The sequence below is a fragment of the Cognatundibacterium jejuense genome (assembly GCF_014284255.1).
GTDB classification, from domain to species: domain Bacteria; phylum Pseudomonadota; class Gammaproteobacteria; order Burkholderiales; family Burkholderiaceae_D; genus Undibacterium; species Undibacterium jejuense.
The window spans coordinates 25,654-39,954 of sequence record NZ_JACOFV010000001.1; the positions used below are offsets into that span (position 1 = coordinate 25,654).

Consider the following 14,301-nt stretch of genomic DNA (forward strand, 5'->3'; position numbering starts at 1 on the left):
AAATTTTTCTTACATTGCGTCCTCAAACGCTTTTAAAATGTTGGGACGAAATTGGGTTCGCTGATTCAAGAGCAAAATAAAATTGGTGCGTATTTTTCATACTTTTGGACGCTTACCAGCAGAAAATAAGATACCCAGATGACGCTAGCACTTTTTTGCATAATTTAAATAAATTTCAAGAGTTTTAATAGTTCAAAAATATGAAAATAATGTTAAGAGAAAATGGCCGAACTGCGGGAATTTCAAAGATCGTTTCGGAGCTCGGCACTTTTCAAAATTATTTAGACACTTGCCCACTCGAGAATTTTGGCGGCGATATTGATCTAATCGGAATTTGGTACAAAGTCTCAGACGTATCGGAAGTGAAACTGAATTTTGTAAAAGTGCGTAAACCCTATAAATTGAGAACAATGATAGTTGGTAAATCGATACTCTTTAAAGGTTTTTTGGAAATTGAATTACTTGCTCCAAAGATTATTGAAAATATCATAGATATAAAAGAAATTTTTGAAGTAATTTTTTCTGCCCTTGACATATTTTCAGTTGATATTAAGAAAAAAATAGATGGGTTTGACATTAAAAAATTAATATCTTATCTAAAAAAATTCTCTTCAGATTGGATAAGAAATGAAAAAGAAAAAATTGAATTTAATTCACAAACATTATTCGAAAAACATATTGTCGTTCCAGATAATGATAACGATGAAAATTTTAGAAAATTAGCGACGCCAATTGATAATTTCTTGGAATCTAATTTTGTTAGTAATGATGCAGCTTTGATTTTTTTAGAAGATCAAAAGCTCAATATTAGTGACAACACTATTAGAGAATTAAAGAATCTATTAAAGCAAAGAGAAATTTTTGCTTTAACTCAAATTAGAAGCATTGATCAATATCGTCTGATAAATAATGATTTAAATGCAATATTGTCAGTTATTATAAATGGTATAGAAAATCATCCTGAAAAGCGCTGGTTCTTTGAAACTTTGAAACCATTTTTAGAAACCGTGATAATGGAAGATACCGAAGTGCGTGAAGTAATTGCAGTAGAGATTGAAAAAATGATGGATATCTTGGGAATTGTTAGTAGCGATGGGTTCGTTTCAATATATCTTTAACCCTTAAAAGCATTCGAAGATACTTTTAGGTGTACTAATTCATAATTGACCTGACACACGTTGCTCGACTGACGACCGGCAGCTTCCGCCCCAAAGCCGCTTGTCGCCGCAAAGCTGACGTCTGCTGCGACGATTTTATTGCCCGGAGGCTAATTCCATCTCGTCGCGTTGGGAAATCCTGGTTAATTCAGGCTCGCGCCTGAACTGCCTACAGGAAGACAGAGGCGAGGCGAATAATCTCTCGGGTATCTGCGGGATTTGCGTGATCGATCATCGCGATCTTCTTCCCAATCCCATTGAGAGATGTGCCGACCATTACTCCCTTGATGTTCTCAATGTCAATCCAGTAGCGATCGTGAAAGTCCTCTGTAACAAGGTCGTTGATCTGGATGCCCGGCGTTACCGTGGAAAAGACATTGTGCATCCCCGGTCGCATGCTCGCTCTCTTGCCATGAGTGATGACCGTGACCTTTTCTAGTTTGCTGGAAATCGATCTAACGATTCTCTCAAGCAAGAGCAAGCACTCTGGCTTGTCGTCATAGAAATACGCATCGATGATGAGGAGGTGCCTTACCCCGTCCAACTTGCTCATGATCCCTATGACAACTGCCTCGATCTCGTCGGTCGTGAAGCCCGGATGCATGACCGCATCGCAGGTCATGTGGCTATAAAAGAGCGACGACAAGCCGTGGTCGATGATGTGTTGCTGGATCAGTGGGCGAATCACATCCAGCGACAGGCGGTAGACGCCAAAGTCACGGCTTAGATCACTATCATAAAACCGCTTGAAGAAATGGCTTATGTTTTCGCCATCCTTGAGATTCTTGACGCCTACAACAGAGGCTGCGGGCAGAGATGCTTTGAGTTTTTCCATGTGTTAATAGTACCATTTGATTCTCTATGCTTGTCAGAGTGCCGCTTGCATGCATCAATAGCAGCTCCTAGCAGTCATGTGTCACCGGCATGGACGGTCTTAAGAGACCGTTTCGTCTTTTTCCATAAATACGCCCCGATTATTCCCATTGTAAAGCCTGCGCTGGACGCCATTGCCACAGAGAATGCACTTCGCTCCGCACCATTAGCCAGCACAATACGTACAAACTCTGCGGCGACGCAAAACAACAAGGCGAAAATCAGGCCGAATTTTGCGCTATAGAAGCCCCATTGGCGCCATCGTGGCGAGCACATAGCCCAAGCCACGCTCAGTATCGCCAGTGGACCGATTAGCGCGCAGAACACAAACAACAAAAAGAGTAAAAAAGTAATTGGCATATTAAGCAATGCAAGGTCCGCTCCTGGCCGATTGCCTGCATCTAAGCTAACTGACGCACTTGCATGTCGGTAGTGAGTGATGAGCTAAATTCCTGCTCAATTCTCAGATATTTGCTCCTCGCAACGATTGCGTACCAGAAGATTAGCAGAAGTCTTAAACCGCGTAGATTTGAACTAACAACAAAAGACAGCTGCTCTCCTTCCTTTGCGGTGAAATCTAAGGCAGAAGTCCTGCACCAATCAATTTTGGCGGATATGTTGTGTCGCCCAGGTTCAATCGAAAATTCCTTGGTTTCAGCATTACGAATCTCACCGATTTTTACACCATCTATCAAAACCGCATATGCACGCAAGCTGTCTGCATAGCCACTGTCTCTTGAAACTATCAACTTCATTCTCTAGTCCTTTAGTTTTATTTTCAGCCGCAAATTACTTGGTCAATCACAATAAGCCTGGTTTAAATGAGCTCCAGCAATTGACCTGTATAGTCGCAAAAGTGCGACGCGGCCGTAAGTCCGCTCCTGGCCGACTGCAGGCAGCCATCTACTCTCCATTCTTTGACCGAGCAAGTTGATATATCTTATCTTCGACTGAAGGAGCTCGCAACATCAAGGTTTCGACCGGAGGAAATACTTTGGTAACCGCATGATATACGCCAACTGGGAAGCAGCAAAATTCCCGCTCACGGATAATCGTTCGTGCCCCTTCAACTTCCACTTCAATCGCCCCTTTGAGAACAATGAAACACTCATCGCTTGAGGTATGGCAATGGGGTACTTCTCCATCGCCAACCCAGCTCTCATTCGTATTGTTGTACCAAATCTGAAGCTGGTTAGACTGGAAACCGATATCGTCGGGCGGGACGCGCCCTGACAAGAGAGTTGAATGGTCGGGTAATGATTTATGATGAATCAGCGCCATGCACTGTCCTTAAAAATGAACACGATTAGCAGCTAGGAACGACTGCTCATGGCCGTCTACAGGCTCTCACCTATCCTGCCATATATGGATTGGCAAAGCAACATCAAATAGGAGGGATAGTCGAGTGACCGCAGTTGGCCGTTAGCCGCAATCCCTAGCGTCAATCGGGGAAATGGCCTCAACTAGACTGCTACAGCATGGGTTCTGGCATGGAACTCAATTGCGAGTGGCGTTGCCCAAGCTATTGCGATCACTATCCAAACTAGGAACATCGGCATATTTCGGCGCATAAATATTCGCAACAACCAAGTCGTGTTCACAACAAAGAATAGGGCCAACACCGGCAATTCTGTTAGTCCAAAGAAAATTGCGTCATTTCCGGTAGCTATCAAGCCTTCATCAGTTGCAGTCGGCCAGGAATACTCACGTGCATTCAAATATACGAAGATGCCAATAATATTCGCCGAAACCCACAGCGAACTGTCCGCAAATAGATTTTTCAAGTGATTGCTTTTGTCCATTTTCCAGTTGATAGTTCAGATTTTCTCCAATTCCGACTGCCTGCGACCGTCTGCTCCTGGCCGCTTCCGGGCAATCAATTATCGCGCATGAACGGCATCGAAACGAGTCGACAGCTCTGAAAAGTCATCAGCAATTCGTATTGCCTCTTGTACGTCCAAGCCAATCATGGGAAGTTTAAAGACAGCGCCAACGCTGTCGAATGCGAGAACTTCACCACCGCCATCTCCGCCAAACGCAAGGTATCCGGGTGCGAGCTCTTCCATTTGAATGTCAGCATTATTTGCAGAAAGTTCCTCTAATGGCCAGAGAACTACATAACCTGGTTCAGCATCGTCGTATGTCAGCCCCTCAAATCCCCCAAAATCTTTAAGGAATTTCTCATACGCTGCTGGAATATTTGGTGTCATTCCCACCTCATCATAATGAATATAAGCGTCAATCTCGGAATTGCATTCGACCGTCCGGTTTTGGTCGTTCTGTGACCAAGTGATATGTGGCATTGTAGCTTGGTAAATATGCAATCTGCAATCATTTCCCCCTCGGCGCGCAGTCATCCCCCCACCACGCCTGCGCGCTAAATAGGTCGGTTTTGACGCAAATTTGCGTCACCAGTGAGACCCGCGCCCGTATTGGCTTTGCGTGCCAGTGAGTAGGTATAAAAACTGACGCAGTTTGACGCAGCAAAAGGGGTATTTCTGCTGGTTGGTGGTGAATGGGAATATTTGTCATTTGGGGGTGGCTTCGGGAAAAGGGTAACCTCGGTAACCTGTTCGATTTTATTGAGCTAAGTCTTTGATTTTAAATAGGTTTGATAGTTACCTTTAAAAGGTAATCTTTGGTAACCAGAAAGGTAATTTTTATCTAATTCATTGATTTCATTAGAAATAGATTTTAGAAGAAATTACTATTTTAAAAGGTAACCAGATTACCTGTAGGTTACCGAAAAGTTACCTTTTTAAAAGTACTGAAAAATCTATATATATCAATGTGTTATGATATGTTTTGAAAATGAGGTTACCTTAGTTACCCTTTTCCCGAGGCCTACTTTATTTTAGCGGCGGCAGGAAAATAGGGGGATTTTGAGGTTATTGTGATAATTTTTTGTGTTAATGACATTCTGCCTGCGGGAACGAATTTTTATATACCATTCTTGCAATTGGGCGTCCGTGACGTGACGCATTGGAGTAGTCTGAGGGCTAGGGAGTCCGGCCAGAAGCTGCCGCTCGTACTGCCCTTCTAACGCATGATCTTCCTGTAAGGAAGTAGTGCTATAAATACAATATTGATTCGACTGTTTGTTACATTGCGTGGTTTGTCTGTTTTGTTAAGCCTGTCTTCTTGTACATGTAATCGGCGGAAAGCGAGTGTCTGCAGCGGGCTGCCGAGTTAGATAGAAATTTTTCACCCTAATTTAAGTTATATTTCCTCAAAACATGAGCCGCACACGAGACATTATTCAAGAGATCGCCGACGTTCGTCAGCGCCGACGATTTGGCTCGGCGATGACGGAACTTCCGCTGAGACTGTTTGCACTTGAGCACGCCTTCAAAGATTATGACAAGTCCCAAATCGAACTGGCGCGTTACTTCCCTGTTGCACTAATCGCCTGTGTCGAAGGCTACTTTCGACTAGCAATAAAGGATCTAATTGATGCAGGTGAACCATTTCTCACCAATGCGGAAAAACCCGCATCGTCACTAAAGCTGGACTTCTCCGTGCTTAGAGCAGTGCACGGCAAAGCCATAACCGTGGGCGAGCTAGTGGCACACGGCGTTTCACTAAGCCGATTGGAACACGTTGACGGTGCATTGTCCAGCTTACTCGGAGTTGGGTTCCTACAGTCGCTCCGTACAACTACTGATCGGTGGGCGCACGAGGTAAGAGGCGAACCGAACACGCCAATCTTGTCGAATCCGGATGAGGTGTTCGCCAACGTGGCGAGGACTTTCGAACTGAGGCACATCATCTGCCACGAGATAGCTTCCGCATACGAGATTGAGTCTAACGAAGTGGCGCGCTGCTTTGAGAGTTGTGTTGCCTTTCTGCGTGCAGCTGATGAATTCATTTCTGAGACCATCCACCCCGGCGCTCCCCTTACTCAAACAGATATGAATATTGCAGCGGATGAATCCCTTACGGAAAAGCGAGAGCGGTTGGCAGAAGCAGTAGTAAAACTCAAGTCACGTCTTGAACCTGCGGAAGTCGCTGCATTTGCCGAATCTCAAGAAAAATGGCAGCTTTATTGCGACGCTTGGGCTGATTTCGTTGCGGGCGAGCGGGCTAACAGCGGAACTATCTGGCCGCTAATATATGCTGGTGCAGCGGAGGCGGTGGTAGATAGCCGCCTTGAAGAAGTCAGCAGTTGGAGGCGCCTCGGCGATGGCGGCGAGGAAATCTAACAATTAGGTCGAGTAGGGTTGGCCGGATAGGGCGCAGTTCATTGTTTAGTTGCCGGGCGGCCAGCCGCTCACCATTACGTTAGGCGGCAGGAGTTCCAGATGCTTAAGTATGTTGAGGTTTCTGAAGTTTTATGGGGGCATAAATGAAAGTTTTTTCCGCAAGATGCGAAAACTGCCCTAGTAACCATGCGGTTTTCAAGAGGGGTTATATTTCGTTAAATTGGTGCAAGTAATTGATTATTAAGGATTCAGTACGAGGATTGTGATTCCTGTTGTCGTGGGTTCGAGCCCCATCGTCCACCCCACAGAATACGTTGTAAATGAAGGGCTTAGCGATTATATTCGCTAAGCCCTTTTTCATTTTTGAATGGAAAATAGGCATTTTCCAACCGCCATTCTGTCACGATCGCTTTTTTTTCTTTTGAAAGAATCTGATGTCAACTTATATTTTGCAATGGTAGTGGCTGCTTTAGACTGAAAGCAGCCGTTCGATTTTCTTTACTGATCGTCTGCTTGTTACCCTTGGGTGACTGATGAGGCTGTCGGAAGCGGATATTCATTACCCAACCTACCTAGCATCATGTCCTACGATGTTGTCGATTAGTAACTCAGGTTGGTCGAGATACAAGAAAATCGGCCCGTCACCGCCGCGTGTGAGTTGGAATAAGGTCAATTGCACGTCGCATCCGGGCTGCAGCAGCAGAACCACGTTGGGCGCATCGAATGGCGTCAGTTTGCGTATGGCGTACGACGGATAGGCATTGCGAATGCACCATGCTTGGGATGGTTCATAGAGACGGTCGCATCTAGCAATGGCGTTCAAGGGAATGCTGCCAAAACCGCGCGCACCAAGGTCGAGTTCGAGGCTGGTGTCAGTCAATGTATGGCAGCGCCGTCCTTGTACATACCAGCGGTCACCCAGCACCCAAACAAGACTGTAGGCCATTATCAGACCGAATGCCAGGTGCAGCGTGCGTATTTGTCCGGGAGACTTTGCTATGACGGAAGCAATCAACACGTCGAATGGGATTTCGACGAACATCGCAACGAAGATTATGCCAATTACTGTCCCATAGGATCCACGCTCAAGATAGCCCAGCGGCTTTCCTGTTGGTCGCGCAGGCAGTTGACGCCGCAGCACCCAGTTAAGCAGGCCGCGCCACATCGTGCGCTCAAGTCGCATAAACGAGAGAAATTCAGGAGGTAATACCGCACACAGTCGATGCGGCCAAGCGGCACCTCGCGCCTTTGCGGCTTTCATGCGTCCCACGCTCAGTGGAAAACACGCCAGGTCTTTTGCCAAAATTAAGATCAATGGTGCGGTCAGAAGAAAACGCAGGAAGGAGCGTTGCCACGTGGCGGGTAAAAACAGCGACACCAGCAGGCCATTCAATATAATCAGCACGCCGTAACCTGTCAGCGACAGCCAGGGTACTTTTTGCAAACTATCACGATAGAATCGCATTGTTGACGAGAATTGAGAATGCATAATTATTCATTCAATCCTTAAATTATAATTATAATTATCATTGTAGCATTGCATGATCAATCGCGAGTTCAAAAAATCTGCAGCAAAATAGAATTGCTAGTAGGCTTAGCTAATCGAACTCGCTTACTGGAAATGGATCGTGATATATGGAACAAGATTTTGATGTGGACTTTTTCGTCATTGGTGGTGGTTCTGGAGGTGTGAGGGCTGCCAGGATTGCAAGTCAATTGGGTGCGAGAGTTGCCATCGCAGAAGAGTTTCAATATGGCGGTACTTGTGTAGTCAGGGGCTGTGTTCCGAAAAAACTCATGGTCTACGCCTCGCATTTTTCGGAATTTTTTGAGGATGCTAAAGGTTTTGGGTGGTCGGTGGGCGATCGCTCATTTTCTTGGAAATCCTTCATTGAAGGGAAGAATGAAGAGATTGCCCGGTTAAGTTCTGTGTATGAAAAAAACCTGCTCAATGCGAATGTGAGAGTGCTTCGCGGTCACGTCACTTTCATTGACGCACATACGATTGAAATCAACGATGGGCAACATGCCCGCATCACGGCAAAATATATATTAGTTGCCACAGGCGGTCGTCCTGCTTTGCCGTCTATTGATGGTGTTGAATATGCGATCTCCTCCAATGAAGTGTTCCATTTAAAAGAGCAACCAAAGCACATCGTGATCGTTGGCGCGGGATACATTGCACTTGAGTTTGCCGGGATATTTCATGGGCTAGGCACCAAAGTCACTGTCGTTCATCGTGGGCAAGAGCTATTGGGGGCGGGTTTTGATTCTAGTCTCCGGGCTCATATCAAAGAAGAGCTCATCAAAAAGAATATTCAGTTTGAATTTTCTTGTGAAGTAGAACGTATAGAAAAAAATTCATCCGGCACCCTAAACGTTTACTTTAAAGATCAACAGCAAGCTCTGTTTGGTGTTGATCAGGTGATGTTTGCGACAGGAAGGTCTCCCAACGCAGATCATTTAAATTTGAGTTCTGTTGGTGTTCGTTTTGCTAAAAATGGATCCATTGAGGTGGATGAATATGGCAAAACTTCTGTTGATTCCATTTACGCAGTGGGTGATGTTTCTAGCCGCGTGGCGCTGACACCAGTTGCCATAAGAGAGGGTAATGCAGTTGCGCAAACGCTATTTGGTGGCACACCGACATCGGTTGATTTATCGCTGGTGCCGAGCGCCGTATTTACACAGCCAGCAATCGGAACTGTCGGTTTGAACGAAGCGCAAGCCCTGAGTAAATATAAAAATATCGATATTTACGAAAGCCATTTCAAGCCTTTAAAGCATGTCTTATCGGGGCGAGCAGAAAGGGTGCTGGTGAAGCTCATTGTTGACGTAGAGACGCAAAAGGTACTCGGTGCACATATGATAGGAGATGATGCGCCTGAGATTATTCAAATAATCGCCATTGCTCTGCGGATGGGGGCGACTAAGCAAGACTTTGATTCAACCATTGCTTTGCATCCGACCGTTGCTGAGGAGTTTGTGACGATGAAATCCGCAGTCAGAAAGACCTTATGAAGCCGGCACTATGCGAAAGAAAGTTATCGACGATAAATTACTTTTTACCTTGTGGTTTATGCTGGTAGATTTAAGATAGATTTTTAATTTTATTGAAGGATAAATACGATGAATATTTCTGAAGAAATGCGTCCGCCATTTCCTCCATTTAACCGCGAGACTGCTATCCAGAAAGTAAGAATGGCGGAAGATGGATGGAATAGTCGTGATCCTGTCCGCGTTTCATTGGCATATACAACCGACAGCAAATGGCGCAATCGTTCTGAGTTTCCGCGAGGTCGTGAAGAAATTGTCCAGTTTTTAACGCGCAAATGGGAGCGCGAAAAAGAATATCGACTCATCAAGGAATTATGGGCTTTCGATGGCGATCGTATTGCTGTCAGGTTTGCTTATGAGTGGCACGATGCAGAGGGGCACTGGTTTCGTTCCTATGGTAATGAGAACTGGGAGTTTGATGCCCATGGCTTAATGAAGCTGCGTTATGCGAGCATCAACGATCTGGCGATTTCAGAAAGCGACAGGAAATTTCATTGGCCACAAGGACGCAGGCCAGATGATCATCCGGGGCTAAGCGAGCTCGGCTTGTAATGTGCCCTATTTGGGGTGAGGTGAGGGGGCGATTGTTCTTTATCTGAGGTGGTCATTGATCTGAGGAGTCAAGTGGGTGGTTCAACATACCAAAAAAATTGTTGGCACTGAAATGCTCCCGCTTCAATATGGGCCGCTGGCAACTGGTGTTACTACCATTGTTGCTTTGCTTGTGTGGTTGTTCTTCAGTCAGCAAGAACGGTTGGCCGTGCTGTTGGTGGTGGGGGTCTTGTTTGGTTTGAGCTTGTATCACGCGGCGTTTGGATTTGCTGGCGCTTATCGGCGTCTGTTGGTTGCCCGTGATAGCGCTGGTGCGCAAGCGCAGGTGGTTATGCTGGCGGTTGCGATGCTATTGTTTGCGCCGGTATTGGCCACTGGCTCCGTGTTTGGTGATCTTGCGAGTGGGGCTGTCGCGCCTTTAGGAACACAGGTAGTGATTGGTGCATTGATGTTTGGTGTTGGCATGCAACTCGGCAATGGATGTGGATCTGGCACCTTGTTCGCTCTGGGTGGCGGTAGCACCCGTATGTTATTCACTCTCTCTACCTTTATTGGCGGTTCCTTTCTCGCCAGTCTGCACATGGCATGGTGGCAAAGTTTGCCTTCTGCGCCGCCAATTGTGCTCGGTGAGCTATTGGGTTGGCCCACTGCCGTTGCGCTGCAGGGCGGGTTTCTTGCAGCGCTATGGTTTGTTCTGCGCCGTTGGAATCGCGTGCAGGTAGTCACTTCAGGAGCAATAACCTGGCGTCGCTGTTTGTCCGGACCCTGGCCTTTACTGATGGGGGCTCTGGCCTTGGCATTGTTGAATTTTGCGACGTTGTTAATCGCTGGCGGACCATGGGGCATCACCTGGGGATTTACTTTGCTGGGGGCTAAAATAGCATTGTTGTTTGGATGGGATCCTGCGCTGAGTAGCTTCTGGAATAGTGGATTTCAGCAGGATGCGCTGGAATCAAGCATCTTTGAAGATGTTACCGCCGTGATGGACATGGGTTTAGTGCTGGGCTCTCTATGTGCTGCGGCATTGGCTGGCAAGTTTTCTCCCACCCGCGTCATTTCTCGACGTTCTCTGATGGCAGCCTTGATCGGTGGTTTGTGTATGGGATATGGCTCCCGCATCGCTTTTGGTTGCAATGTCGGGGCTTTTTTCTCTGGCGTCGCATCTACCAGTTTACACGGCTGGCTTTGGATCGCGTGCGCACTTCCAGGTAGCTGGATCGGTATTCAATTGCGTCCCTTTTTTGGCTTACCTAAGCTTTAATCATGGGTGATCGGGAGATAACTTAAGCTGCAATCACCTTGCTTTGAGCAATATAAGCTGCACAAGTTTCGGCACAGGCTGCGCATGGTAACCTTGTTGGGCTATTCTGCCATCCAAAATACTATTTTCGCCATGTATTTAAGAAGTTGCTTTACGGTAAAAAATAAACTGTAAAAAGTAAATTCTAAAGAGTTAAAACGACTAAATTATTATCCACAGTTTCTGTGTATAACTTTGCTGAAAATGGCGCCCAGCCTCGCTCTCCTCGTAGATGCTAAAAATTAGGCAATCATCAGATTCCCAGAGAAAGTGCGCTAATAATATGCTTTTTGATATTTCGCATTGGCAATTTGAAAGTCCTTCAGATCGTTGCTAATATTGACAATGTCTGGCGTGACGACGAGAGATAAATTGTCGATTGCTTACTGTTAAGTCGCTTATTCGATCTGAGGGGCGAGCTGCCGTTGAATTCGCATGATTTGCGGGAGAGGCGTGGCACGTATGTTATGCTAGAGGACTTTGTGAAATTTTACTTTTATATTCATGCAAACTACAAGTAAGTCTATTCCTGTTTCAGCTGCACAGGCGCTGTTAAAAACCTTGAAAGAGGCGTTTCCGGTCTTTTTGAATAGCGAACCGCTGTCAATCGGTATTGATAAACAGATTATCGCTAAGCTGCCAGACGTGGATCGCAAAGTGTTGCGTATGACGCTTGCCTATCACACGAAGTCAACGCGCTATTTGCAAAAACTCGCAAAAGCGGAAACTCGTTTTGATCTCGAGGGCAATCCAACTGATGCACTGAATGATACGCACAGAGCCTATGCGGTGACGATGCTCAAAGAAAGAGCACAAAAAAATACTGCGCGTATCAAAGAGCAGGCCGCTTTTGAACGGCAGAAAAAAGCCGAAGCAGAAGAAGCGGAAAACGCCAAAAAACGTGCTGAGAAATTGAATCAACTGGCAATGAAATTTGCCAAATAAACTTGTCGTTTACTGATAAGCGTCGCAAAATCTTCAAATAGAAATGCGGCGCAAATTCACTAACGTTGCTACGAGCTATGCACTTCATATCACAAACAAAATGCCTGTGATAATTGGGCGATAATAGGCCATGCGGTTCGCAACAATGTTTTGTATCGTTGAGAATAAGCGGTTTAGTTTTGCAGGTAGTTAGTTTTACAGGTAGTTAGTTTTATTAATGGACTAACGCCGTTTTTTTATTGCTGCATTCAGTTTCTGAATAGTCTCATCCCCCACCATTTTGCTGCAATACAGATAACGTGGCTTGCCTTCTGGCGAATCGTGAAGCTGTCTGAAAGTAAGGCCATTTGCTTGCGTACCGAATTGTTTGATTTGATACGCTGCTTCTTCAGGCGTAAACAGAGCCGCGTCCACTATTGCCATTGCAACTAATTTCACTCTTCCATGACTATCATCTGATGGACGAAGGACGCGCGCTTTTGACTGCAGCAGGAGCTTATCTACCGTTTCGCCATACGAATAACCGTGACGCAACGCGATGGTGAGTGAGGGATCGTCTAATAGGCTTTCCATGGTGTTGATAGCGTGCATCTTTGGATTATCACTACGAATAATGATCCCTTGCGACATGCCATGCGCAATAGCTAGGGTGTATTTGCCTGATTTGGCGCGGTCGGTCGTCCAATAGTAGCCGATTGCACATGCCGCCTCTGTATTGTTCGTGATCGTTAATTCCTGGCGGGCCACGGGGGCTTCTGATAACGTGAACGCTATCCCGGCAGCTTTGAACGTCTCCGTGGCAGGCAAGCCCAATGTTCCTTTAAGTTGGTTATTCTCCAAAAACATGAATGGCACTCTGTTTTCGTAGTACAGCTTTATCGGCTCGGCATAAAGGTTTGTTGATATCGTCAACGTGACAATGAGTGGCACGAGCAAATGTCGTCTCTGTTGTGGACGCTGGACAAAAGAAAATCGATGAAGGATTTTCTTGAGAATATTTTTTAGAGTAAGTGTCACCGGCATTATCAACTTTCATGCAGCCTGAAAACCGAGTGAGTTGATTACAGTTCAAGCTGTCGAGATGCACTTTGTTTGCGGTGCTAACGCAGTTTTCATGGTTTTATAGGTTACTTTCTGGATTTGTTGCTTTGGCTTGAAAGTACCGTTTGCCCAAAAGCATTATATCTGGTGGAATCACCTAGTTAATTGGAAATTGGTCGGCACGTATCAGAATTCACATTTCTTGTAAAATTTATTGTGTAAATTATATTTTTACGTGCATTAAGATAACTACTTTCGATGAAATCATCAGTTTTTCATAAAAAACGATGGTGTTTTTCTCCAGTATTTCTATAAAAAAAGCCCGCAGCTTTTAAGGCTGAGGGCTCTGGTTTTATGGCGCATTGATACGCCAGTTCGCTTAACTTCTTATTGCATATGCCAGCCGTGGCTTACAGTCACGGATTGACCTGTCAACGCATTGGTGCCAAAAGCAGCGAGGAACAATGCGGTCTGAGCAACGTCCTGAACAGTCGTAAATTCACCATCGACTGTTTCTTTCAACATCACGTTTTTGATGACTTCGGCTTCTGTGATGCCTAGCTCTTTAGCTTGTTCTGGGATTTGCTTATCGACCAATGGTGTGCGAACAAAGCCAGGGCAGATGACGTTGGAGCGAATATTGTGTTTCGCACCTTCTTTCGCAACGACTTTTGCCAGTCCGATCAAACCATGTTTGGCAGCTACGTAAGGAGCCTTCAATGGGGACGCTTCATGGGAGTGAACCGAGCCCATGTAAATCACGCTGCCGCCTTTGCCGCTGGCGATCATCGCGCGCATGCATGCGCGTGTAGTCAGGAAAGCGCCGTCAAGGTGAATGGCGGTCATTTTTTTCCAGTTATCGAGGCTCAGATCAACGATGGGGCTGATGATTTGAATGCCAGCATTGCTGATTAAAATATCGACTGTGCCGTAGGCGGCGACTGCATCGGCAACACCTTTATCAACTTGTGCTTCATCCGTCACGTTCATGGCAACAGCCATCGCTATGCCACCGGATTGTTCGATTTCTTTAGCAGTTGCTTGTGCTGCTTCTAATGCCATATCAGCGATGACAATCTTTGCGCCTTGTTTTGCGTATTCAATCGCAATTTCTTTACCGATACCGCTGGCAGCGCCAGTAATCAGAGCAACTTTATCTTTGAGTAACATAGGT

Annotated in this window: 15 protein-coding genes; 6 read left to right on the forward strand and 9 right to left on the reverse strand. The window is 45.8% G+C overall.

Translation table 11 applies throughout. The annotated features are described in order from the left end of the window. The first annotated feature begins 209 nt into the window (after positions 1 to 209). Positions 210 to 1,118: a DUF4844 domain-containing protein gene (locus H8K32_RS00185; protein WP_186910451.1), complete on the forward strand. Its 909-nt coding sequence runs from the start codon at positions 210 to 212 to the stop codon at positions 1,116 to 1,118. A gap of 208 nt (positions 1,119 to 1,326) precedes the next feature. Here H8K32_RS00185 and H8K32_RS00190 read toward each other — a convergent pair whose 3' ends face one another. From H8K32_RS00190 to H8K32_RS00215, 6 genes are all read right to left on the reverse strand, one after another. Beyond that, a complete protein-coding gene (locus H8K32_RS00190; RefSeq protein WP_186910452.1) occupies positions 1,327 to 1,992 on the reverse strand; it encodes a hypothetical protein in 666 nt (221 codons plus the stop codon). Between the two features lie 74 nt (positions 1,993 to 2,066). Then, a complete protein-coding gene (locus H8K32_RS00195; protein ID WP_186910453.1) occupies positions 2,067 to 2,390 on the reverse strand; it encodes a hypothetical protein in 324 nt (107 codons plus the stop codon). 41 nt (positions 2,391 to 2,431) lie between these two features. Next, on the reverse strand, positions 2,432 to 2,785 hold the full coding sequence (locus H8K32_RS00200; RefSeq protein ID WP_186910454.1) for a hypothetical protein: 354 nt from the start codon (positions 2,783 to 2,785) through the stop codon (positions 2,432 to 2,434). A gap of 148 nt (positions 2,786 to 2,933) precedes the next feature. Further along, entirely contained in the window at positions 2,934 to 3,311 is a 378-nt protein-coding gene (locus tag H8K32_RS00205; RefSeq protein WP_186910455.1) for a cupin domain-containing protein, read from the reverse strand. A 182-nt stretch (positions 3,312 to 3,493) separates the two neighbouring features. After that, positions 3,494 to 3,832 (reverse strand): hypothetical protein, encoded by a 339-nt coding sequence (locus tag H8K32_RS00210; RefSeq protein WP_186910456.1) that lies wholly within the window; start codon positions 3,830 to 3,832, stop codon positions 3,494 to 3,496. A 78-nt stretch (positions 3,833 to 3,910) separates the two neighbouring features. Next, the gene (locus tag H8K32_RS00215) at positions 3,911 to 4,240 is read right to left on the reverse strand and encodes an SMI1/KNR4 family protein (protein ID WP_222612969.1); all 330 of its coding nucleotides are present in this window, start codon (positions 4,238 to 4,240) and stop codon (positions 3,911 to 3,913) included. A gap of 1,026 nt (positions 4,241 to 5,266) precedes the next feature. On the opposite strand from H8K32_RS00215, the gene H8K32_RS00220 reads away from it, so the two are divergent. Next, positions 5,267 to 6,232, forward strand: coding sequence for a lysozyme inhibitor LprI family protein (locus H8K32_RS00220; RefSeq protein ID WP_186910458.1), 966 nt, complete (start codon positions 5,267 to 5,269; stop codon positions 6,230 to 6,232). A 568-nt stretch (positions 6,233 to 6,800) separates the two neighbouring features. Here H8K32_RS00220 and H8K32_RS00225 read toward each other — a convergent pair. Then, positions 6,801 to 7,721 carry a hypothetical protein gene (locus H8K32_RS00225; RefSeq protein WP_186910459.1) on the reverse strand — a complete coding sequence of 307 codons (921 nt, stop codon included), beginning with the start codon at positions 7,719 to 7,721 and terminating at the stop codon, positions 6,801 to 6,803. A gap of 146 nt (positions 7,722 to 7,867) precedes the next feature. Here H8K32_RS00225 and gor point away from each other — a divergent pair, with 146 nt between their 5' ends. From gor to H8K32_RS00245, 4 genes are all read left to right on the forward strand, one after another. Continuing rightward, positions 7,868 to 9,253, forward strand: a complete 1,386-nt coding sequence (gor, locus tag H8K32_RS00230) for a glutathione-disulfide reductase (protein ID WP_186910460.1) — start codon at positions 7,868 to 7,870, stop codon at positions 9,251 to 9,253. A gap of 108 nt (positions 9,254 to 9,361) precedes the next feature. Then, positions 9,362 to 9,841 (forward strand): nuclear transport factor 2 family protein, encoded by a 480-nt coding sequence (locus H8K32_RS00235; RefSeq protein ID WP_186910461.1) that lies wholly within the window; start codon positions 9,362 to 9,364, stop codon positions 9,839 to 9,841. A gap of 76 nt (positions 9,842 to 9,917) precedes the next feature. After that, positions 9,918 to 11,102, forward strand: coding sequence for a YeeE/YedE family protein (locus H8K32_RS00240; protein WP_222612970.1), 1,185 nt, complete (start codon positions 9,918 to 9,920; stop codon positions 11,100 to 11,102). Positions 11,103 to 11,645: 543 nt separating this feature from the next. Next, entirely contained in the window at positions 11,646 to 12,086 is a 441-nt protein-coding gene (locus tag H8K32_RS00245) for a ProQ/FINO family protein (protein ID WP_186910463.1), read from the forward strand. 222 nt (positions 12,087 to 12,308) lie between these two features. On the opposite strand, the gene H8K32_RS00250 is transcribed toward H8K32_RS00245, so the two are convergent. Next, a complete protein-coding gene (locus H8K32_RS00250; protein WP_186910464.1) occupies positions 12,309 to 13,109 on the reverse strand; it encodes a hypothetical protein in 801 nt (266 codons plus the stop codon). A 405-nt stretch (positions 13,110 to 13,514) separates the two neighbouring features. After that, the gene (locus tag H8K32_RS00255; RefSeq protein ID WP_186910465.1) at positions 13,515 to 14,297 is read right to left on the reverse strand and encodes a 3-hydroxybutyrate dehydrogenase; all 783 of its coding nucleotides are present in this window, start codon (positions 14,295 to 14,297) and stop codon (positions 13,515 to 13,517) included. Between the last annotated feature and the right edge of the window lie 4 nt (positions 14,298 to 14,301).

What these genes read in the sequence shown, in the direction of transcription:
- H8K32_RS00185 (WP_186910451.1), top strand. Translation starts at nt 210, where the DNA reads ATGTTAAGAGAAAATGGCCGAACTGCGGGAATTTCAAAGATCGTTTCG.
- H8K32_RS00190 (WP_186910452.1), bottom strand. Translation starts at nt 1,992, where the DNA reads ATGGAAAAACTCAAAGCATCTCTGCCCGCAGCCTCTGTTGTAGGCGTC.
- H8K32_RS00195 (WP_186910453.1), bottom strand. Translation starts at nt 2,390, where the DNA reads ATGCCAATTACTTTTTTACTCTTTTTGTTGTTTGTGTTCTGCGCGCTA.
- H8K32_RS00200 (WP_186910454.1), bottom strand. Translation starts at nt 2,785, where the DNA reads ATGAAGTTGATAGTTTCAAGAGACAGTGGCTATGCAGACAGCTTGCGT.
- H8K32_RS00205 (WP_186910455.1), bottom strand. Translation starts at nt 3,311, where the DNA reads ATGGCGCTGATTCATCATAAATCATTACCCGACCATTCAACTCTCTTG.
- H8K32_RS00210 (WP_186910456.1), bottom strand. Translation starts at nt 3,832, where the DNA reads ATGGACAAAAGCAATCACTTGAAAAATCTATTTGCGGACAGTTCGCTG.
- H8K32_RS00215 (WP_222612969.1), bottom strand. Translation starts at nt 4,240, where the DNA reads ATGACACCAAATATTCCAGCAGCGTATGAGAAATTCCTTAAAGATTTT.
- H8K32_RS00220 (WP_186910458.1), top strand. Translation starts at nt 5,267, where the DNA reads ATGAGCCGCACACGAGACATTATTCAAGAGATCGCCGACGTTCGTCAG.
- H8K32_RS00225 (WP_186910459.1), bottom strand. Translation starts at nt 7,721, where the DNA reads ATGCATTCTCAATTCTCGTCAACAATGCGATTCTATCGTGATAGTTTG.
- gor (WP_186910460.1), top strand. Translation starts at nt 7,868, where the DNA reads ATGGAACAAGATTTTGATGTGGACTTTTTCGTCATTGGTGGTGGTTCT.
- H8K32_RS00235 (WP_186910461.1), top strand. Translation starts at nt 9,362, where the DNA reads ATGAATATTTCTGAAGAAATGCGTCCGCCATTTCCTCCATTTAACCGC.
- H8K32_RS00245 (WP_186910463.1), top strand. Translation starts at nt 11,646, where the DNA reads ATGCAAACTACAAGTAAGTCTATTCCTGTTTCAGCTGCACAGGCGCTG.
- H8K32_RS00250 (WP_186910464.1), bottom strand. Translation starts at nt 13,109, where the DNA reads ATGCCGGTGACACTTACTCTAAAAAATATTCTCAAGAAAATCCTTCAT.
- H8K32_RS00255 (WP_186910465.1), bottom strand. Translation starts at nt 14,297, where the DNA reads ATGTTACTCAAAGATAAAGTTGCTCTGATTACTGGCGCTGCCAGCGGT.